This window comes from Chondromyces apiculatus DSM 436 (genome assembly GCF_000601485.1).
In the GTDB taxonomy this organism is placed as follows: domain Bacteria; phylum Myxococcota_A; class Polyangia; order Polyangiales; family Polyangiaceae; genus Chondromyces; species Chondromyces apiculatus.
Map to the genome: position 1 here is coordinate 121,871 of NZ_ASRX01000022.1, position 19,128 is coordinate 140,998.

The following is a 19,128-nucleotide window of genomic DNA, read 5'->3' on the forward strand; positions in this document are numbered from 1 at the left end:
CGTCGCACCGCGTGGACAAGGTGCGGGAGGTCGCCGACGGGACCGTGTCCACGGTGGACAAGGTGCGGGAGGCGCCGACGGGACCGTATCCACGGTGGACAAGGTGCGGAAGGCGCCGAGGGGACCGTATCCACGGTGGACAAGGTGCGGAAGGCGCCGACGGGACCGTGTCCACGGTGGGAATGCGCCGGCAGCGGGGGCCTCCCGCACTTTTCCCACGGTGGACATGGTCCCGTCGGCGACCGACGTACCCATTTCCGGCGGAGGGGGCCGGCCTCATGACGCCGGGCCCAGGGATTCCTGCGGGAGAGGCAGGGGCGTGCCCTGCCGTGTGACTCAGAACGACAGGGGATCGACGCCCTGGGAGAGGGCGGCGATCAACCCCGGGAACCGCTCGGCGATCTCGCTGGCCTGCATCCCCCGGTCGGCCCCGGTCACGAGGCGCCAGGCGTCGGCGGCGAGCGCGTGGATCAGCACCCCGGCGATCGCCGCGCAGTCGAGCGCCATGGTGCAGGCGAAGGCCGCGATGATGCCGGTGAGCACGTCGCCCGAGCCCGCGGTGGCGAGGGCGGGGTTGCCGGCCATGCACACGTAGATGCGGCCGTCCGGGGTGGCGATGATGGTGCGGGCGCCCTTGAGCACCACGATCGCGCGGGTGATCTGCACGGCCTCGCGCACCGCGCCGAAGCGGTCCTGCTCGATCGCGCTCCCGCTGCGGCCGAGGAGCCGCCCCAGCTCGCCGGGGTGAGGCGTGAGCACCAGGCTGCCGCTCGCCCTGGCGAGCGCCTCGGGCCGCCCCACGAAGTGGGTGAGGGCGTCCGCGTCGACGACCTTCAACCCGTCCCAGCCGAGCACCACGTGATCGACCACGGTGCGGGCGCGGTCGTCGAGCCCGAGCCCCGGACCGATGGCGACCGCGTGGCGGCCCGCGAGCGCCGCCTCGACCGACTCGTCGAGCCGCTCGGGCTCGATGGCCGTGGTCATGATCTCGACCACCCGCGACTGCAGCGCCTGCGCCGCGTCGGGCCAGGTGCCGATGGTGACCAGGCCTGCGCCCGAGCGCAGCGAGCTGCGCGCCGTGAGGAGCGCGGCGCCCAGCTTGCCCGACGAGCCCGCGATGACCAGCACGTTGCCGGCCGCGTGCTTGTGGGTGTTCGCCTCGCGCGGCTGCAGGTAGGAGCGCACCGTCTCCTTGCGGATCACCTCGGCCACGTAACCGACGTGGGCGAGGATGGGCCGGTCGGGGACGCCGAGGTCCACGACGTGCACGTTGCCGGCGAGGCGCGCGCCCTCGGGGGTGAGCAGGCCGATCTTCAGGTGCCCGAAGGTCACGGTGTCGTCCGCGTGCACGGCGGTGCCCAGCGGCGCTCCGCTGTCCGCGTCGAGGCCGGAGGGGACGTCGAGGGCGATGCACTGACAGCGCGCTTCGTTGATCGCCGCGATGACGTCGGCGAGGTGGCCCTGGATGATGCGATCGAGGCCGGTGCCGAAGATGGCGTCGACCACGATGTCCGCCCCCGAGAGCGCCTTGTGCAGCGGCTCCAGGGATTCGTCGCTCGGCAGCTCGGTGAGCACCCCGCCAAGATCCACGTAGGCGTCGAGGTTGATCCGCGACTCACCCGTCACCGCCTCGGAGCGCGAGGTGAGGAAGACGTGCACGTCCGCGCCGCGCGCGAGCAGGTGCCGCGCCACCACGTAGCCGTCGCCGCCGTTATTTCCCGCCCCGCACACCACCACCACGCGCGCGTCGAGCGGATAGGTGGCGGGCTGCCCGGGGCTCGGCACGTGCCGCACCGGGAACGAGCGCGCCCGCGCCGCGAAGGCGGCTGCCTCGTCGTCGCGCCGCTGGGGGCGCCAGCCGCTCGTCGGACCCCCCGCGAGCCGCCCGCTGGGCAGCGACGGGGGCGCCGGCGGCAGGAGGGAAGGAGAGCGGAACGCCCCTGCGGGTCCGGGCCACGTGGGCTGCGTTGCCTCCGCCGCCGCCCCGTCCGGGCGGAGCGACGTCCGGCGCGCATCGATGATCGCGGAGATCACGTCTGCCGCGCCGCGCCCCGCGTTCTCCATGAGCACCATGCCGGGTACGTGGCAGGCCTCGATCGCGTACTTGTCGAATGCCCGCATCTGGGCTCGGGAGAGGACGGGGATCACCGACTCACCATAGAACGGCGTGGCCCCGCCGGCCTACCCTCAACCTCCAGGGACAGGGGTCGAGCCCGCAAATCCCGAGGCTCGCGGCGACGCGCCGCGCCTGAACGAGAGACCAGCTCAGGAGCCGGGCCACGGCGTGCCGGGCGGGAGACGGAAGCCGCCGCCCTGAGGGCGTGCTAGTCCACGGCCCATGAAGAGAAGCCTGGTCGCCCTCTCGCTGATCCTCGTCGCGGCGTGTGCTCCCTCCGGTGGCGAGTCCACGCAATCGCCTCCAGCCCAGGGAGCGCCGACGCCCAAGAGCACCGCTGTGCCTGCCGCCACCCCGCAGGCTGCCGCGACTGGCGTCAAGGTCGGCCAGCCCGCGCCGGACTTCACCCTCACCGATCTCGACGGCAAGACCGTCCACCTCGCCGACTACAAGGGCAAGACGGTGGTCCTCGAGTGGTTCAACCCGGGCTGCCCCTTCGTGCAGAAGGCGCACCGTGAAGGCGCGCTCAAGGACATGGCCGCGCGCGTCGCCGACAAGGGCGTGGTGTGGCTGGCCATCAACTCGGGCGCCGCGGGCAAGCAGGGCCACGGCAAGGAGGCGAACGTGAAGGCCCGGGACGAGTTCGGGATGAAGCACCCCATCCTCCTCGACGAGACTGGCGCCACCGGCCGCGCTTACGGCGCCGAGAGGACGCCGCACATGTACGTCATCGATCCCAAGGGCATCGTCGTCTACGCCGGCGCCATCGATAGCACGCGCGGCGGCGAACCGGAAAAGGACGAAAAGGTCACGAACCACGTCGACGTGGCGCTCTCCGAACTGGCCGAGGGCAAGCCCATTTCGATGGCGCAGACCGAGGCTTACGGCTGCTCCGTCAAGTACTGAGCGAGGACTTGCCGGCAGGGGTCGAAGCTGTGAACATGGCCGTCCGTGTCCGAGCACGCGTCGCGTCAGCCGTCGCAGCCACCCATCGAGCCGGGCACCTTGCTCATCGGCAAGTACCGCGTCGAGCGGGTGATCGGGCGTGGTGGCATGGGGGTGGTCGTGGAGGCACGGCACCTCGCGCTCGACGAGCGGGTCGCCGTCAAGTTCCTCCTCCCTGACCACGCCCTGAACGCCGAGTCGTCGGCGCGCTTCCTCCGGGAGGCGCGCGCCTCGGTGCGGATCAAGAGCGAGCACGTCGCCCGTGTCTCCGACGTGGGCACGCTGGAGAACGGCGCCCCTTACATGGTGATGGAGTTCCTGGTCGGGCAAGACCTCGCCCAGGTCCTCCACGAGCGCGGCCCGCTCCACGGCGAGGAGGCCGTGGACTACGTGATCCAGGGGTGCGAGGCGATCGCCGAGGCCCACGGCCACGGCATCGTGCACCGCGACCTGAAGCCCTCGAACCTGTTCCTGACCTCCCGGAACGACGGCACACCCCTCGTCAAGGTGCTGGATTTCGGCATCTCCAAGCTGCTCCACGAGCGCGTCGACAACCTGACCCGCACCACCGCCGCCATGGGCTCGGCCCTCTACATGTCCCCCGAGCAGATGCAGCAGACCCGCTCGGTGGATCACCGCACCGACATCTACGCGCTTGGCGTGGCGCTCTTCGAGCTCTGCGCCGGGAGGCCGCCGTACTACGCGGAGACCTTGCCGCAGCTCTGCGCCGAGGTGCTGACCGGCATCCCCACCCCGCTGCGGGATCTGCGCCCCGACCTGCCGGAAGCCTTCGCCGTGGTGCTGGCGAAGGCCTACGCGCGCGACCGAGAGCACCGCTACGCCACCGTCGCGGAGATGGCGATGGCGCTCGCTCCCTTCGCTGCACCCCAGACGCACCCGCTGATCGAGCGCATCGCGCGGATGGGTGGCGTGCGGCTCTCCGACACCGGCCAGGGATACCGGCAGGCGTTCCCCTCGTCTCCCCACCAGACGGGCGGCGCGCTCGGCTCGCCGCTGCCCACAGCACCCGCGGCGCAGGTGGGCTCCGGGCCCCAGCAGCCGGTGCAAGCGATCTCCGCGCCCTACGCGAGCGCCTCGGCGTCCCAGTCGCAGCCCTTGCGCGCGCCTTCGCAGCCTGCGGTGCAGCCGTCCCCTCCTTCGCCATCACACCCGTCGTTCCCGAGCGTGGCGACGACCCCTGTCGCCGTGCCTTCAGGACCGTTTCCAGGCGCGCAGACCTCGCGCTCGACAGGCGGCGTGAGCATGCCTGCGGCGCCTCCTGGGTCCCCTGGAGGCGAGCAGATCACGCCGGGGCACTACGCGGGGCCCATGAGTTCCCGCGCCGCCGCCTCCTTCGCGACCGGCAACGCCACGGGCACCGGGGTTCCCGCCGTGTCACCGAAGCGGCCCGCGGTCGGCGTCATCGTGGCCATGATCGCCGCTGCCCTCACGGTGGGCTCCGTGGTCGGCGTGATCGTGCTCCGGGCCAGGTCCACCAGCACGCCGGCCGCCGGCCAGGAGACGACGCCATCGTCGGGCGGCGTGGCGCCTCCCACGGCCTCGCAGGTGCTCCCGCCTGCCTCCTCTCAGCCGACCCCTGCGGCTGTCCAGGAGCCTGCGTCGGCGTCCCCCTCGGGCGCTGCGCCGAGCCCCAGCGCATCCGCCATGTCCACCGCGTCCACCACGTCTCCCCCGGACGCCAAGGTGGCCGCTCCCTACGCGAGCGCCTCCACCCCGCAACCCGCGACTCCCACGACGCGCGGCACCTCGCCGGGGACGCGTCCCACGCAGCCGTCGCGCCCCACCCCTGCCCCCGTGGATCTCAACAGCCAGGACTGAGCGCGCATGAACCAGAGAGCCCCGATGAGCCAACGGCCTCACCAGATCCGCTTCCGCCTCACCGCCGTCGCGTCCCTCGCCGCCGCGCTCGCGCTCGCGCTCGCCCCTGCAGCGACCGCGCGCGCGCAGACCGCGGCGCCTGGACAGTCAGCGGCCATGGGTCAGACGCTCTTCGAGGAAGGTCGCAAGCTCATGGAGGCCAAGCAGTACGCCGAGGCCTGCCCGAAATTCGAGGAGAGCCTGCGGATCCGCCCCGGCATGGGCACGCTGCTCAACCTCGCCCTGTGCAACGAGGCCATCGGGAAGACCGCCACGGCGTGGGTGCAGTTCAAGGAGGTCATGTTCGCCGCCAAGAAGGATGGCAACACGGCGCGCGAGGCCTTCGCGAAGGAGCACATCGACGCGCTCGAACCGAAGCTGTCCCGCCTCCAGATCGATGCCGCCGCCACCCCGGGGCTGGTGGTCCGGCGCGACAACGAGGAGGTGCCCGCTGCGGCACTGCGCACGCCCATCCCCGTGGATCCTGGCAAGCACACCATCGAGGCGACGGCGCCGGGTCACTCCGTGTGGTCGACGACGATCGCGGTCGGTGCCGTCGCGGATCGGAAGACCGTGAGCGTGCCGGAGCTCCTCCCGCTCCCGGAGGAGACGGCGCAGGCGCCGGGTGCGGGGACCGCTGGCTCGGGTGCGGACAAGGGGAACACCTTGAGGACCGTCGGCTTCGTGGTGGGCGGGGTGGGCATCGCCTCGCTGGGTGTCGGGGCCGTCTTCGGCGCGCTCGCTGCAGGTCAGGCGAGCAGCGCGGAGGACGATCAGGCCCTCTGTCCGAACAAGCAGTGCACACCGGCCGGCCGCGCGGAGATCGACGCCGCAGGCACGAAGGCGCTGGTCTCCACGATCGGCATCGGCGTGGGCGTCGCAGCAATCGGTGCCGGCGTGACGATGATCCTGCTCTCTGGTCGATCCTCGCGCCCCGAAGGCGCCGCCGTGACGCGCCCGCCGGTCGCCCGGATCGTGCCGGAACTCGGCCCTCAGGGCGGCGGCGTGCACCTCATCGGCGCGTTTTGAGTCCCACGGCAGGGGCTCGCGCCCCCGCCCCCCACCGAGCAAAGCTCGTCGGGGCCCCCCACTCCGCGATCCACCCGCGGTTACCAGAGCGCTTTGCCGCTTCGGGCCTGACGCCCGTCGCCTCGGGAAGCGGACGATGTCTCCGACCGCATGGATGCGTCTCCACGTTCAACGCGGCGGGTGCGCCTCGGGGGGGAGCTGGATGTCCTTCAGCTCTGCGCCGAGAAGCTCGATCGCCGCCGCCACCAGGGGGTGCTGCGCGACGGCCCGGCGGCGGGCTGCTTGACGTGCCTTCTCCTCGGCGGTGAAGAGCTGGGCCATGGAGACGGCCTGGGTGCCGGGCGCGAGCGTGTCGATCTGCAGCTCGACAGGCTTTCCGTAATGCGTCTGGAGGGCCGTGCCGAGGAGCTGCCGCGCTGCAGGATCGCTGGCGTGAGCGAAGTACATCGAATCCGCAGCGAAGAAGCCGAGCATTGCCCGCTCCGGGCCCAGCTCCAGGATGGCAGCGCGCTCCAGGAATGACGCGAGCGCCGGCTTCTGGCGGCGCACGAGATCGAGCACCGCGCGCCAGGCGGTGACGTCGACGCTCGTGGGGAGGGTAGGAAGGGTGACGACCTCGTCGGTCCAGCGCGTGGGGGCCGGACCAGGACCCGAGACCAGGGTCGGCGCCTCCTGGAAGGTCGAGCGAACCGCGCCGTTGCCGGGAGGTGGCTCCGGAAAATTGGGGCGCACGGCGGCGCCGTTCAGGGGCTGGTCCGGGAAGCTGGGGCGCCCGGGGGCGCCATTCGAAGGGGGGTCCTTGAAGACCGGCCGCGCGGCGTTGCTGCTGGGTGGTTCCTTGAAGGCCGGTCGGGCGGCGCTGCTGCTCGGGGCCTCCTGCGCGTTCGGTCGCGCCGCGGCGCTGTTCGGGGGCAGGTCCGGGAAGCTCGGTCGGGTGGCCGCGGCGCTGTTCGAGGGCAAGTCCGGGAAGCTCGGCCGGGTGGCCATGCTGTTCGGAGTCGGCTCCGGGAAACCGGGGCGCGCTGCGCTCGACCTGGCCGCGCCATTCGTGTGCGGGGCAGGCTGGGCCGTTCGCGGTGCAGCGGCGGCCGGCGGTTCTGGCGCGAAGGCAGGTGGCGGGGGCGGTGGGGGCGGCGCGGGCGGCGCGGGCGGCGCGGGCGCTATGCGGGCCGGTGCTTCTGGACCCGCGGCCGCAGGTGGCGGCGCGGGTGCCACGCGGGGTGGTACTTCTGGACCCGGAGCAGGTGGAGCGGCAGGTGGCGGTTCGGCCGACCGGCCATCCGTCCCTTCGCGGGATGCGCTCCGCTCGCCCCGGGCTTCACCGGCGGGTGAAGCGCTGCGGCGTGGAGGGCCCCCTTGCGGGGAAGGTCCACCCCCTGGTCGTTGCGGCGCACGATCCTGGCCCCCTGAAGGCCCGGAGCCACCGCCGCCGAGGCGTCGATCGAGCTCGCCGAGGCGCCGCAGCAGCTCGTCGACGGGCACGAGCGGGGGGCGCCGGGCCAGGCGGACCAGCGCCATCTCCAGCGAGGCGCGCGGCTGACCGCTGCGGGCGATGTCGTCGAAGGCGCGCGAGAAGCCCTGATGAAGTCGGGCGAGATCGTCGGGGTCGGCCTTGGCGGCGAGCGCCTTCATGTCGGCCACCTCGGCGTCGGCGAGGTCGAGCAAGGGCCCAGGGTCCTCGCATACCCGCGCGACCACCAGATCCCTCAGGTGGGAGAGGATGTCGCGGGCCACGTGGGGCAGGTCGTATCCCTCCTGGGCGACGTCGCCGACGATGCGCAGGCACGTCGCCGGATCGCCCGCCACGAGGGCCTCGGCGAGCCTGTGCATCACCTCGCGGTCGGCGACGCCGAGCACGCGGGCCACGCCCTCGGTGGTGATCCGATCGCCGCTCACCCCGACCCACGCGATCACCTGATCGAGGAGGCTCATCGCGTCGCGCATGCTGCCGGCGGCCTCGCGGGCGATGGCCTTCACCGCGCCGTCTTCGGCGGGGATCTTCTCCTGCTCGAGCACGTAGCGCAGGCGCGCCGCGATGGTCTGGGCGCTGAGGAGCTTGAAGTCGTAGCGCTGACAGCGGCTGAGGATGGTGACCGGGACCTTGTGCACCTCGGTCGTGGCGAAGATGAACTTGACGTGCGGCGGGGGCTCCTCGAGCGTCTTCAGGAAGGCGTTCCACGCCGCGTTCGAGAGCATGTGGACCTCGTCCACGATGAAGATCTTGTAGCGGTCGCGCGCGGGCCGGTACGGCAGGCTCTCCTGGAGCTTGCGGACCTCGTCGACGCCGTTGTAGCTGGCGCCGTCGATCTCCTGCACGTCCACGTCGGCGCCCACCGTGATCTCGGTGCAGGGCGCGCACTGCTGGCAGGGCTTCGCGGTGGGGCCGTGGACGCAGTTCAGCGCCTTGGCGAGGATGCGGGCGCTGGTCGTCTTGCCGACGCCGCGGACGCCCGTGAACAGGAAGGCGTGGGCCACGCGGCCGCGGGCGATGGCGTTGCCGATCGTCGTCGAGACGTGGTCCTGACCGACCAGATCGTCGAAGGACTGCGGGCGCCACTTGCGCGCGAGGACGACGTAACTCATGGCCGCCGCACTAGCACTTTCTCGCGGGCGCGTCGCTGCCCCGCGTCACCACATCCCCACGTTGCCGCCCGGCGTTGTCACCCACGCCGCACCCGTGCCGCGCCTCTGACGTGGGCTGACGTGGGCTGACGACGAAGAACGCTCGGAGCATGAACATTCCCCCGTTCCTCCAGGCGTTACCGCATTGTCCCCGGACATCGCGGCGTGCTCGCCGCGCCCTGGGTTTCCTTGGAGGCGGGGCGTCGGGCGGATGGGACCGCAGGGGTTGCGGCGCGCCCGGTTCACGGCATACCCTGCCGGCAACATCATGGCCGGAAACCCCATGCAATTTCGCGGCGGAATGAACGAGCTGGTCCGTCAGGCTGCGCGCATGCAGCGCAAGATCGACGAGGTCAGGGCCGGGCTCAAGGACCACGAGCTGAGCGCGGGCGCCGCCGGGGACAAGGTGAGCGTCACCGTCTCGTGCGAGGGCAAGCTCCGCAAGATCACCATCGATCCGGAGTTCCTGGCCAGCGAGGGGACCGAGCTCGCGTTCGATGCGGTGATCGCGGCCGCGAACGCCGCGCTGGAGGCTGCCGACAAGCACGTGGAGGCCGAGATCGCCAAGGTCACGGGTGGCATCAAGCTTCCCGGCATGAGCGCCTGACGGCTTTGCGCTCCACGCCCCCCTCTCATCGTCCCTTTGCGGCAGGCGCGCCCGGTTCCCCGGGCTCTCCTGCCCACGCGGGCCGCCCCGGTGACGCCGGCAGCTTCGTGCGCGGCGGGCTCCCGGCGCGCCTCGCCCGGGTGGCGCAGATGCTGGCGCGGCTGCCCGGGGTGGGAGAGAAGACGGCCCAGCGTTACGCCCTCTTCTTCGCCACCACCGCGGACGAAGCGACGGCGCGTGAGCTGGGGACCGAACTCGTGACGCTCCGGGAGCACGTGCGCCCTTGCGAGCGCTGCAACCACATCGCCGAGGTGGGCGAGGACGGACGGGCGCGCTGCGCGATCTGCCTCGACACACGGAGGGATGGCACGCTGCTCTGCATCGTGGCCCGGGTGCAGGACCTTCTGGCCATCGAGCGCAGCGGGGCGATGCGGGGGCGCTACTTCGTCCTGGGCCGCCTCCTTTCTCCTCTGGAGGGGGTGGGGGCCGAGGACCTGCCCCTGGAGGCTCTCCGCTCCAGGCTCCAGGACCCCGGGGAGCCCATCCGGGAGGTGCTGGTGGCCACTCCCCCCTCCGTGGACGGGGAGGCCACGGCTCTGCTCCTGGCCCGGGAAATGGGGGCCATGGGCATCCAGGTCTCCCGGATCGCCAGCGGTGTCCCCCACGGGGGGGACCTCGAATTCGCCGACCAAGTCACCCTGGGCCGCGCCATCGAGGGCCGGAAGAGCTTCGGCTGATCGCGTGCTGTACCTGGATCATGGTACATGCGCGGACACGAGACGCGATCCTGGGATCGCGGCGCGGGTCACCGCAAGAGAGACCGGGCACGAGGTGCCCGGGAGGTCAACATGTCCAAGACCCCCATCACGTCCGAGCGCGCTCCTCGCGCAATCGGGCCATATTCGCAGGCCGTACGGGCCGGTGATTTCCTGTTCTGCAGCGGTCAGATTCCGATCGACCCTGCCACTGGTGAGCTCGTCTCCGGGGGGATAGAAGCCCAGACCGCTCAGGTGATGAAGAACCTGGGGGAGGTCCTCGCCGCCGGTGGAGCCGGCTGGGGTGACGTGGTGAAGTCCACGATCTACCTCGTCGACATGAATGATTTTGCCGTCGTGAACCGAGTTTACGGGGAGGTCGTGGGCAGTGTGCCTCCCGCGCGGGCGACGGTACAGGTGGCGGCGTTGCCGAAAGGCGCGGCCGTCGAGATCGACACGGTTGCCCACGTTCCCACCTCCCGGGGAGCCTCGACATGAGCACGAGAGACCAGAACGAGAGCGCGACGAAGCCGGAGAGCGCAGAGCCGCGGCCCAGCACGGACGAGGCCACCCAGGCGGCTCCTCGGCCCAAGGCGGAGGCGCCCGCGACGGCGGAGCCTCAAACCAGTGCGGAGGGCCAGGGCGCCGAGGGGGACGACCCCGATCGCCCGAAAGCCCGGCGCGTGGTGAGATCGGCCAGCACGCGGCGCGCCGACGAAGCGGCTGCAGGCGAACCGGGAGCCGTGCCCTCGGGCCGCCCCTCCAGGCCCGCCCAGGAGCCGCAAGGATCGCTGCTCGACGCCATCGCGCCCCGCCGCCGCCCCACCCTGGAAGACGCGCCGCCGCCCGTGGGTGAAGACGCGGCTCCTCCTCCGGCCGCGGCGCCGCGCGTGCGGGACTACCGCGCGCCCAGGCCGGCGCCGGGCGCAGCCGCCGGACCGCGCCCCGACCGCGGGCCGCGCCCCTTTGGAGATCGTGGACCGCGCCCCGACCGCGGGCCGCGCCCCTTCGGAGATCGTGGACCGCGTCCCGACCGCGGGCCGCGTCCCGACCGCGGACCGCGCCCCGAAGGCGCGGAGGCCAGGCCGGCGGGTGAAGGGCCGGATGCCGCCCGTCCGGACAGTGGGCCGCGCCCCGACCGCGGGCCGCGCCCCTTCGGAGATCGTGGACCGCGCCCCGACCGGGGGCCGCGTCCCGACCGCGGACCGCGCCCCGACCGCGGATCGTTCGGCGATCGTGGGCCGCGCCCCGACCGGCCCTCGCGCCCCGGCCCGAATGCCGAAGGCGCGAAGCCCCAGGGACGTCCTGCAACGACGGCATCCACCAAGGAGCCGTCGCGCATGGTCACGGTGACCGGTCCCGCCGCGACCGGCGAGAAGCCGAAGGACAAGGGGCCGGTACGTCCCTCTCACCTGATCTTCGCCATCCCGGCGGCGAAGGCCGCGCAGCCTCAGGGGAGCAACAAGCCCTCGCTGACCGCCAAGGAGGCGCTCGCCGCCAAGGCCAAGGCCAAGCAAGGCGCGGCGCCGGCCAAGGCGAAGGCAGCGGAGGCGTCGGCGGAGACGGCAGCTCCGGAAGCCGTCCGCGAGTTCGACGCGGAGCTGCTCTCGGCGGGCTGGGATCGTGCTGGAGAAGCGCTGCGCGCCGCGGGTGATGCCGGCGCAGCACTCATCGATGCATGGGTCACGAAGGGCAACGCGGAGGCAGTCGCCGCCGCAGCAGAGGCCGACGACGTCTCGGGCACCGTGCGCAAGGCTGCGCGTCGTGCGCTCGGCGTCATCAAGGCACGTGGCCTCGCCATCCCCACCCGTCCCCGGGTGGCTCGTCTCGCTGACGACAAGGCGGGCGCCGAAGAGGCGACGATGTTGCCGCCCGACGCCACCGGGACGTCGGCCATCACCGTGACGCGCCGCGAGCCGAGCGGCCGATTCCACATCGCCGAGGTCATCCTCCGCGAGGGCGTCGGGGTGCTCCACGCCGGGAGCGGCTGGTTGAGCGGATCGCAGCTCAAGGAGGGACGCGCGCGTGCCCTGGAGAGCCTCGGGACCGCGCCAGTTCCGGTGCCTCCGGAGTGGGCGCGTCATCGGATCGCCCAGGCCAAGAAGCTGAACGCGACCTCCGGCCAGGTGCTGCCGCTCGGCTTCGAGGGCTGCCGCGAGCTGGTCGAGCCGGCACCCGAGGCCGAGGCGAAGCACCCCGTGGCCGATCTCGAAGAGCAGATCACGCCCGAGCTGATGGCCGAGCACGCGGCCCAGTCGCGGGCGCTGCACGACGAGCCCGAGTTCCGGGGCTGGCTGCCTTCGCGACAGGCGATGGACGAGGCGCTGCAGGGCCTCGGACAGAAGCTCGGTCCCGACGGCCTCCAGGATCCCGTGCGGGTGAACGCCGCGTTGCGCGAGGAGATCGAAGCGGCCACCGACCGCTTCTTCTCTCCGGAGCTGCGGGCGGTGTTCGCCGCGCGCATGCGTGACAGCGCGATCTCGCTGCGGGTCAGGCGCGGGGACGCCGCCGCGCTCGGAGCGCTGGCCGTCGCGCGGGCCGTCCGCGAGGCAGGGCTGATCACCTCGCCCCCGCGGGAGATCCCCTTCCTGACCTCCTTCTTCAACAAGGCCCTCGCCATGATGGCGCAGCAAGGTGGCGGTCAGCTCCGCATCCCCACGCCGATCGGGGGCATCGACCGCCTCGGTTCAGAGGAGGGCAGCGCGGAGGAGGAAGCTTCCGGGTCCGCACCGGCAGGCGAGACCTCGGAAGCGAAGACCGACGAGAGCAGCAACGCCTGAAAGGCGACGCTGACCGTGCAGAGGGGCGTCCCGCGCGCCCCTCGCGCCCCGCGCGCCCCGCGTGAGGGAAACGAAAGAGGCGAGCCCCGGAGATCCGGACGCTCGCCTCTCTTCTTCTGGGCGTCGAAGATCCGCGCCGCTTACCGCGCGATGACGGTCACGTCGCCGAGGCCGTCATCGTTCGCGATGTCGACCTGGCCACCTGCCCCGGTACCCAAGGTGTACGACTTGCCAAACTCGTTCTCTGCCGTCGCCCAGTCGGCGGGGATGCCCTGCTCGGTGATCTGCCCGGTGGTCGTCACGGTCAGCGCTCCGTTCGTGGCTGCCGGCAGCGAGAAGACGATGCTGCCGTTGCCGGAGGTCACGCTGCCGTCCTGATCGCTCCACACCGCCACGCTCAGATCGATGCTGCCGTTGTCGGTGAACACATCGAGCGGGCCGCGCGCGCCGGTCACCTCGATGCTTCCGTTCTCGCTCGTGATGGTCGTCGAGCGGGCCTCGGTACCGGAGAGGTCGACCTCGACGCCCCCGTTGCCCTGCGTGACCTGGAAGTCGCCGTTGAACGCGGCAGGCAGGGTGACCTCGATGTCGGCGCCGAGCGTGGCCGGGCCGCCGTTCTTGACGACCTGGACCACGATCTCGCCACTGCCCCCGATGGTGTAGCTCAGGGAGTTCTCCATCTCCCGCTGCGCCTCGGCCTCGGCATCTTCCTCGCCCATGACGAACGGCAAGAACTTGGCCACGACCTCGTCGCCGCTACCCCGCGTCACGCTCACGCTGCCGTTGGCGCTGACGATCCTGACCGGCAGCCCGGCCGTGTAGCGGTTGCTGGCCGACTCGGTGGTCCCCTCGTACCGAACGGGCGGCTTGACCTCCCCCTCCGCGTCTCCGTTGAGCTCGACGGAGCAGCCGGCCATGGTGAAGGTGGTCGCGAGCAAGAGGCAAGCAGTCAGAAGCGAGCGTTTCATCATGGAATCCCTCTGAAGTTCGTCTACGGCGGCAGTTCCTGGAGATCCCCCGAACGGAGGCTCCTCCTATCCCTGCTCTATTGGACGCTCCACGCCTCAAAAAAATCAAGCGCGCGACCGAATCGTGACCACGCCTCTGCCGTCCCCCTGCGGGCCCCGGCAGCCACCCGCGAAACCAGCCATTCACGCCCGGATCTCGGCCCGTGCGAACGAGACTCCACAGCCCGGCGTCGCTCCAGGTTCACACCTTGCGGCTCATGAGGACGAAAAAGAGCGGCGCGAAGAAGATGCTGAAGACGGTCGCCGTGAGCATCCCTCCGAAGACGCCGGTGCCGATGGCGTGCTGGGTGGCCGAGCCGGCGCTGCGCGCCAGCATCAGCGGCACCACGCCCAGGATGAATGCGAGCGATGTCATCAGGATAGGCCGGAACCTCAAGCGGGCTGCCTCCATGGCGGCCTGCCGGGCATCCATGCCTCCCTGGCGCAGGCTCCTGGCGAACTCGATGATGAGGATCGCGTTCTTCGCCGACAGACCCATGATGGTGATCAGACCGACCTTGAAGAACACGTCGTTGGGCAACCCCCGCACCGTCATGGCCAGCACGGCGCCGACGAGGCCCAGCGGCACCACCAGGATAACGGCCAGGGGGATCAGCCAGCTCTCGTAGAGCGCGGCGAGCACGAGGAACACCACGAGGATGGACAGCGCGAGCAGCGCCGGTGCTTCGGCGCCCGAGAGGCGCTCCTGGTAGGACTGTCCGGTCCACTCGATGCCGAAGCCTGGCGGTAGCTTCGACGCCAGGCGCTCGATGGCCTCCATGGCCTCGCCAGTGCTGCGCCCCTGCGCCGGCTGTCCGCTGATGCCGACTGCGGGGTAGCCGTTGAAGCGCGTGAGCTGGAGCGGACCGCGCTCCCACTGGACCATGGTGAACGCGGCGAGCGGTACCATCTGGCCCGAGCCGTTGCGCACGAAGAGCTTGAGCAGATCCTCGACCTGCATGCGGCTCTCGGCGCGGGCCTGGACGATGACCTGCTGGAGGCGCCCCTGGTTGGGGAAGTCTCCGACATAGGAAGAGCCCAGCGCGGTGGAGAGCGTGCTGGCGATGTCCTCGAACGCCACCCCGAGGGCGTTGGCCTTCTGCCGATCGATGCGGAGGCGGACCTGGGCGGCATCGCTCTGGGCGTCCGCGCGCACAGCCGTCAGCGCGGGATCGGCCTCGGCGAGCGAGAGGAGCTGTTGCTGCGCGGCGATGAGCGCGTCATTCCCGCGGCCCATCCGGTCCTGCAGCTTGAAGGTGAAGCCCGAGGTGTTCGCGAGCTCTCCGATGGGCGGCGGCACCACGCTGAAGACCAGCCCGTCACGGATCTTGGAGAAGGCCTCGTTCGCCAGCGCCGCCTCCGATTGCGCCGTCGCTCCGGATGGCCGCTGACTCCAGTCCTTCAGCATCACGTAGGCGATGGCCACGTTCTGCCCGGAGCCGGAGAAGCCGAAGCCGGGATAGGTCGCCACCGTCTCGACGGCGGGGCGGCTGCGAAAGTGCGCCTCCACCTGCGCGACGGCCTCCAGCGTGCGGTGATAGGTCGCATCGGGAGGCAACTGCATGTCGGTGATGACGGTCCCCTGATCTTCTTCGGGCAGAAACGCCGTCGGGAGCCGCGTGTAGATCACCCCGAGCCCAGCGACGATGACCGCAAACCCGAGGAGCATCCGGAAGCGCCGCCCGAGAGCCCCCTCGACCCACCTCCGGTAACCACCCGTGAGGCGATCGAAGTGGCGGTTGAACCAGCCGAACACGCCGCGGCGCGTCCCGTGGTCGGCGGCGTGGGGCTTGAGCACCGTGACGCAGAGCGCGGGCGTCAGCGTCAGGGCCAGGAAGGCCGAGAACGCGATCGAAACACCCATCGCCAGGGAGAACTGCCGGTAGATCGCGCCGACGGCGCCTGACGCGAACGCCATGGGCACGAACACCGCCGCCAGGACGAGCGTGATGCCCACGACCGCCCCGCTGATCTCGCCCATCGCCTTGCGGGTGGCCTCTCGCGGCGCCAGTCCCTCCTCGGCCATGAGGCGCTCGACGTTCTCGACGACCACGATCGCGTCGTCGACGATGATGCCGATGGCGAGCACCATCCCGAAGAGGCTGAGCATGTTCACCGAGAACCCTGCGAGCAGCATGACCGCGCAGGTGCCGAGCAGCGCCACGGGGACCACCACGGCCGGGATGAGCGTGTAGCGGATGTTCTGGAGGAAGATGAACATCACCACGAACACGAGCACCATCGCCTCGACCAGCGTCTCGATCACCTTGTTGACCGAGAGCTTGACGAAGGGCGCCGTGTCGAAGGGCACGCTGTAGAACACGTTGGGCGGAAGCCCTTGCGACAGCTCCTCCATGCGGGCGCGCACGAGGTCGGAGGTCTTCATGGCGTTGGCGCCCGACGCGAGCTGGATGCCGATGGCGGCGTCGGGTTTGCCGTTGCTGCGGGACGACGAGCCGTACCCTTGAGGGCCGACCTCGACCTCGGCGACGTCCCTCAGGAGCACGCGAGAGCCATCGGGGCGAGCGCGCAGGACGATCGCGCCGAACTCCTCGGGGGTGGTGAGCTGCCCCTCGGCGACGACTGTGGCGGTGATCTGCTGGGTCGTCGGGCTCGGCAGCGCGCCGATGCGGCCCGAGGCGAACTGCAGGTTCTGCGCGTTGATCGCCATCGACACGTCGGCCGGCGAGAGCGCGAACGCCGCGAGCTTCATGGGATCGATCCAGATCCGCATCGCGCGCTCGCTCGTCCAGAGCTGCACGCGACCGACGCCAGGCACCCGCTTGATCTCATCGATGATGGTGCGCGCGAGGAGATCGCCGAGCGCCGTCGGATCCACGCTGCCGTCGCGCGACGACAGGCTGACGATCATCAGGAAGCTCGACGCCGAGTCCTCCACGAACAGCCCGTTTTGCCGCACCGACGCGGGCAGGCGCGGCTCGACCGCCTTGAGCCGGTTCTGCACGTCGACGAGCGCCAGCGCAGGGTCGGTGCCCGGCTCGAAGGTCGCGGTGACCTGCGCCGAGCCGCTCGTATCGCTCGAGGACTGGAAGTAGAGCAGCCGCTTGACGCTGCTCAGCTCGCGCTCGATCAGGCTGACGACGCTCTGGTCGAGCGTCTGCGGCGTGGCGCCGGGGTAGCTCGCGTAGATCGACACCGTGGGTGGCGCGACCGAGGGGTACTGCGACACCGCCAGGCGCGGGATGGCCAGCACGCCGAGGAGCGCGATGAACATCGCGACGACCACCGCGAAGATGGGGCGATCGATGAAGAATTTCGGCATCTCGTCGGCCTGTTTCAGCCCTTCGCCGGCTGCGCCCCCGCAGGCGACCAGGGAACGGCGCGGACCATCGCGCCTGGCGCGACCTTCTGCTGGCCATCGACGACGACGCGGTCTCCTGCTTTCAGCCCCTCCTCGACGAGATACCGGTCGCGCTCGACGCCCCCTGGTCGGATGGGGCGGATCGCCACCTTGCCTTCGGGCTCCACCACGAAGACCGTCGCCCCGCCCGCCGAGTCGCGTGTCACCGCCTGCTGGGGAACCATCAGCGCGGTCGGGTGGACACGGGTGTCGAGCTTCACGCGCACGAACATGCCGGGGAGGAGGGCACGGTCGGGGTTCGGGAACACGGCGCGCAGTGTCACCTCGCCGGTGCCCGGATCGACGTTGATGTCGGAGAAGAGAAGCTTGCCCTTGGTGGGGTACTCGCTGCCGTCGTCGAGGAGGAGCGCCGCTGCGGGCTCACCCTGGCGCGTGCCCTCGGGGACCGCGTTGCGCAGGCGCATGACCTGCGACGCCGGCTGCTTGATGTCCACGTAGACGCTATCGATCTGCTGGATCACTGCCAGCAGGGTGGGGTCGTTCTGTCCGACGAGCGCGCCCTCGGTGACGAGTTCCGCCCCGATCCTCCCCGCGATGGGCGCTGTCACGCTGGCATAACCGAGGCTCAGGCGCGCTCGCGCCAGCGCCGCACGCGCCTGCGAGACCTCCGCGCGCGCGATGGCCTCCTCCGCCAGACTGCTTTCGTAAAGCTCACGGCTCACCAGGTTCTCCCCCAGCAGACCCGCCGCGCGCTTCTGCTTCGCTTCGGCCTGGATCAGGGTCGCCTGGCCTCTCTCCAGGGTTGCCCGCGCGCCATCCACGTCGGCCTTGAAGGCCGCGGGATCGATGAGGAACAGCGTCTGGCCCTGCTGCACCTCGCTCCCTTCGGTGAAGCTCCGCTTGAGGACGACGCCGGCGACACGCGCGCGCACCTGGGCGATGCGGAGGGGCGCCACGCGTCCTGGTAGCTCCTCGTGCAGCACGACATGCTCCGGCGTGACATCGACGACGCCCACCTCGGGCGGCGGAGGTGGCGGCGGCTCCGGTGCTCGGGCGCAAGCGCTGGACAGGAGCAGAGAGGCCGCGAGGGTCAGGCCGAGTGGAGCTCGTTCTTGCATGATCACCGCTTCGACGCTGGCCGGGTGGCTGCGCGGCGGCGGCCGCTCAGTCCCCAGCCTTCTCCCAGGGCAGCGGTTCGGCCCCCAGACCGACCTTCTGCCGGAAGGCGGCGTGAATAGCACGGGTCGTTCGGCCTGGCACACGGGCGCCGATCTCCTGCCCGTCCACCCGCACCACCGGCACGATCTCGCGAAGGGTGGAAGTGATGAACACTTCGGTGGCGGACCTGAGCGTCTCCAGCGGTAGCCGCTCCACCCGGACCGGAATGCCGAGCTCCCCTGCGACCTCCAGCACATGTGCCCTGGTGATCCCGACCAGGATGCCTGCCTCTTCCGGCGGGGTGACCAGCACTCCCTGGGTCAGGGCGAAGACGTTGGACGTCGTTCCTTCCAGCACGTCACCGCTGCCATCCAGGATCAGGGCCTCGTGGGCCCCGGCTGCCCGTGCTTCCTTGAGCGCCATCATGCTCGTCAGGTAGTTGCTCACCTTGGCACCCTGCGCGACCTCGTCGGCTGCGCGGCGGGTCTTGAAGGTGGTCACTGCCACACCGTCCCGGTACATCGTGGCCGGCAGTGCCTGGAGCGGCTCCACGAGGACGACGCGCAGCGCCTTCTCGGCCAGGCCCGTGTCGAGGCCCATGGGCCCCGAGCCGCGGGTGATCATCGCCCGGACATAGCTCTCGGGGTTTCTGGCGGCGCGAATCGCCCGCCGGATCTCCAGCGCAAAGTCGGCTCGGGGGAGAGGCAACGGGATCGCCACCCGCCCCGCCGAACGCTCCAGCCGGGCCAGGTGCTCATCCAGGGCGAAGGGTTCGCCTGCGTAGGTGCGGATGGTCTCGAAGACGCTGTCGCCGTAGAGGAAGCCGCGGTCGTACACCGAGACCTTGGCTTCCTCTGGCTGGAGGATCACTCCGTCGATGCTTGCGAGTCGGGTCACACGGGGAGAGTG

13 protein-coding genes are annotated in these 19,128 nt (G+C 71.1%); 7 read left to right on the forward strand and 6 right to left on the reverse strand.

Annotated features, from left to right (window positions below; translation table 11 throughout):
• Positions 1 to 336: 336 nt before the first annotated feature.
• Positions 337 to 2,148, reverse strand: a complete 1,812-nt coding sequence (locus tag CAP_RS16390) for an NAD(P)H-hydrate dehydratase (protein WP_231511518.1) — start codon at positions 2,146 to 2,148, stop codon at positions 337 to 339.
• 190 nt (positions 2,149 to 2,338) lie between these two features.
• Between CAP_RS16390 and CAP_RS16395 the strand changes: the two genes are divergently transcribed.
• From CAP_RS16395 to CAP_RS16405, 3 genes are read left to right on the forward strand one after another with little or no spacing between them, the layout of a single operon-like run.
• On the forward strand, positions 2,339 to 3,022 hold the full coding sequence (locus CAP_RS16395; RefSeq protein WP_081864947.1) for a redoxin family protein: 684 nt from the start codon (positions 2,339 to 2,341) through the stop codon (positions 3,020 to 3,022).
• Between the two features lie 45 nt (positions 3,023 to 3,067).
• On the forward strand, positions 3,068 to 4,900 hold the full coding sequence (locus CAP_RS16400) for a serine/threonine-protein kinase (RefSeq protein ID WP_231511519.1): 1,833 nt from the start codon (positions 3,068 to 3,070) through the stop codon (positions 4,898 to 4,900).
• Positions 4,901 to 4,924: 24 nt separating this feature from the next.
• The gene (locus tag CAP_RS16405) at positions 4,925 to 5,968 is read left to right on the forward strand and encodes a hypothetical protein (RefSeq protein WP_052375387.1); all 1,044 of its coding nucleotides are present in this window, start codon (positions 4,925 to 4,927) and stop codon (positions 5,966 to 5,968) included.
• 168 nt (positions 5,969 to 6,136) lie between these two features.
• Here the strand turns inward: CAP_RS16405 and dnaX are convergent, their stop codons facing one another.
• Positions 6,137 to 8,551: a DNA polymerase III subunit gamma/tau gene (dnaX, locus tag CAP_RS16410; RefSeq protein ID WP_044241611.1), complete on the reverse strand. Its 2,415-nt coding sequence runs from the start codon at positions 8,549 to 8,551 to the stop codon at positions 6,137 to 6,139.
• A 322-nt stretch (positions 8,552 to 8,873) separates the two neighbouring features.
• On the opposite strand from dnaX, the gene CAP_RS16415 reads away from it, so the two are divergent.
• The 4 genes from CAP_RS16415 (at position 8,874) to CAP_RS50470 (ending at position 12,732) form a co-directional block, all read left to right on the forward strand.
• The gene (locus tag CAP_RS16415) at positions 8,874 to 9,197 is read left to right on the forward strand and encodes a YbaB/EbfC family nucleoid-associated protein (protein ID WP_052375388.1); all 324 of its coding nucleotides are present in this window, start codon (positions 8,874 to 8,876) and stop codon (positions 9,195 to 9,197) included.
• 5 nt (positions 9,198 to 9,202) lie between these two features.
• On the forward strand, positions 9,203 to 9,934 hold the full coding sequence (gene recR, locus CAP_RS16420) for a recombination mediator RecR (RefSeq protein ID WP_370865982.1): 732 nt from the start codon (positions 9,203 to 9,205) through the stop codon (positions 9,932 to 9,934).
• 111 nt (positions 9,935 to 10,045) lie between these two features.
• Entirely contained in the window at positions 10,046 to 10,450 is a 405-nt protein-coding gene (locus CAP_RS16425; RefSeq protein WP_044241612.1) for a RidA family protein, read from the forward strand.
• Positions 10,447 to 12,732 carry a hypothetical protein gene (locus CAP_RS50470; RefSeq protein WP_156040863.1) on the forward strand — a complete coding sequence of 762 codons (2,286 nt, stop codon included), beginning with the start codon at positions 10,447 to 10,449 and terminating at the stop codon, positions 12,730 to 12,732. Before CAP_RS16425 ends, CAP_RS50470 begins: the two co-directional genes overlap by 4 nt.
• Positions 12,733 to 12,872: 140 nt before the next feature.
• Here CAP_RS50470 and CAP_RS16435 read toward each other — a convergent pair whose 3' ends face one another.
• The 4 genes from CAP_RS16435 to CAP_RS16450 form a co-directional block, all read right to left on the reverse strand.
• Positions 12,873 to 13,700, reverse strand: coding sequence for a DUF4097 family beta strand repeat-containing protein (locus CAP_RS16435; protein ID WP_156040864.1), 828 nt, complete (start codon positions 13,698 to 13,700; stop codon positions 12,873 to 12,875).
• 241 nt (positions 13,701 to 13,941) lie between these two features.
• Positions 13,942 to 17,022 carry a multidrug efflux RND transporter permease subunit gene (locus CAP_RS16440; protein ID WP_044241615.1) on the reverse strand — a complete coding sequence of 1,027 codons (3,081 nt, stop codon included), beginning with the start codon at positions 17,020 to 17,022 and terminating at the stop codon, positions 13,942 to 13,944.
• A gap of 14 nt (positions 17,023 to 17,036) precedes the next feature.
• Entirely contained in the window at positions 17,037 to 18,179 is a 1,143-nt protein-coding gene (locus tag CAP_RS16445) for an efflux RND transporter periplasmic adaptor subunit (RefSeq protein WP_044241674.1), read from the reverse strand.
• Positions 18,180 to 18,225: 46 nt separating this feature from the next.
• Complete coding sequence (locus tag CAP_RS16450) at positions 18,226 to 19,116, reverse strand: aminotransferase class IV (protein WP_044241616.1); 891 nt, start codon at positions 19,114 to 19,116, stop codon at positions 18,226 to 18,228.
• Positions 19,117 to 19,128: the final 12 nt, after the last annotated feature.

Coding starts and splice junctions, on each gene's coding strand:
- CAP_RS16395 (WP_081864947.1), top strand. CDS start 2,339: ATGAAGAGAAGCCTGGTCGCCCTCTCGCTGATCCTCGTCGCGGCGTGT.
- CAP_RS16405 (WP_052375387.1), top strand. CDS start 4,925: ATGAGCCAACGGCCTCACCAGATCCGCTTCCGCCTCACCGCCGTCGCG.
- dnaX (WP_044241611.1), bottom strand. CDS start 8,551: ATGAGTTACGTCGTCCTCGCGCGCAAGTGGCGCCCGCAGTCCTTCGAC.
- CAP_RS16415 (WP_052375388.1), top strand. CDS start 8,874: ATGCAATTTCGCGGCGGAATGAACGAGCTGGTCCGTCAGGCTGCGCGC.
- CAP_RS16425 (WP_044241612.1), top strand. CDS start 10,046: ATGTCCAAGACCCCCATCACGTCCGAGCGCGCTCCTCGCGCAATCGGG.
- CAP_RS50470 (WP_156040863.1), top strand. CDS start 10,447: ATGAGCACGAGAGACCAGAACGAGAGCGCGACGAAGCCGGAGAGCGCA.
- CAP_RS16435 (WP_156040864.1), bottom strand. CDS start 13,700: ATGAAACGCTCGCTTCTGACTGCTTGCCTCTTGCTCGCGACCACCTTC.
- CAP_RS16440 (WP_044241615.1), bottom strand. CDS start 17,022: ATGCCGAAATTCTTCATCGATCGCCCCATCTTCGCGGTGGTCGTCGCG.
- CAP_RS16445 (WP_044241674.1), bottom strand. CDS start 18,179: ATGCAAGAACGAGCTCCACTCGGCCTGACCCTCGCGGCCTCTCTGCTC.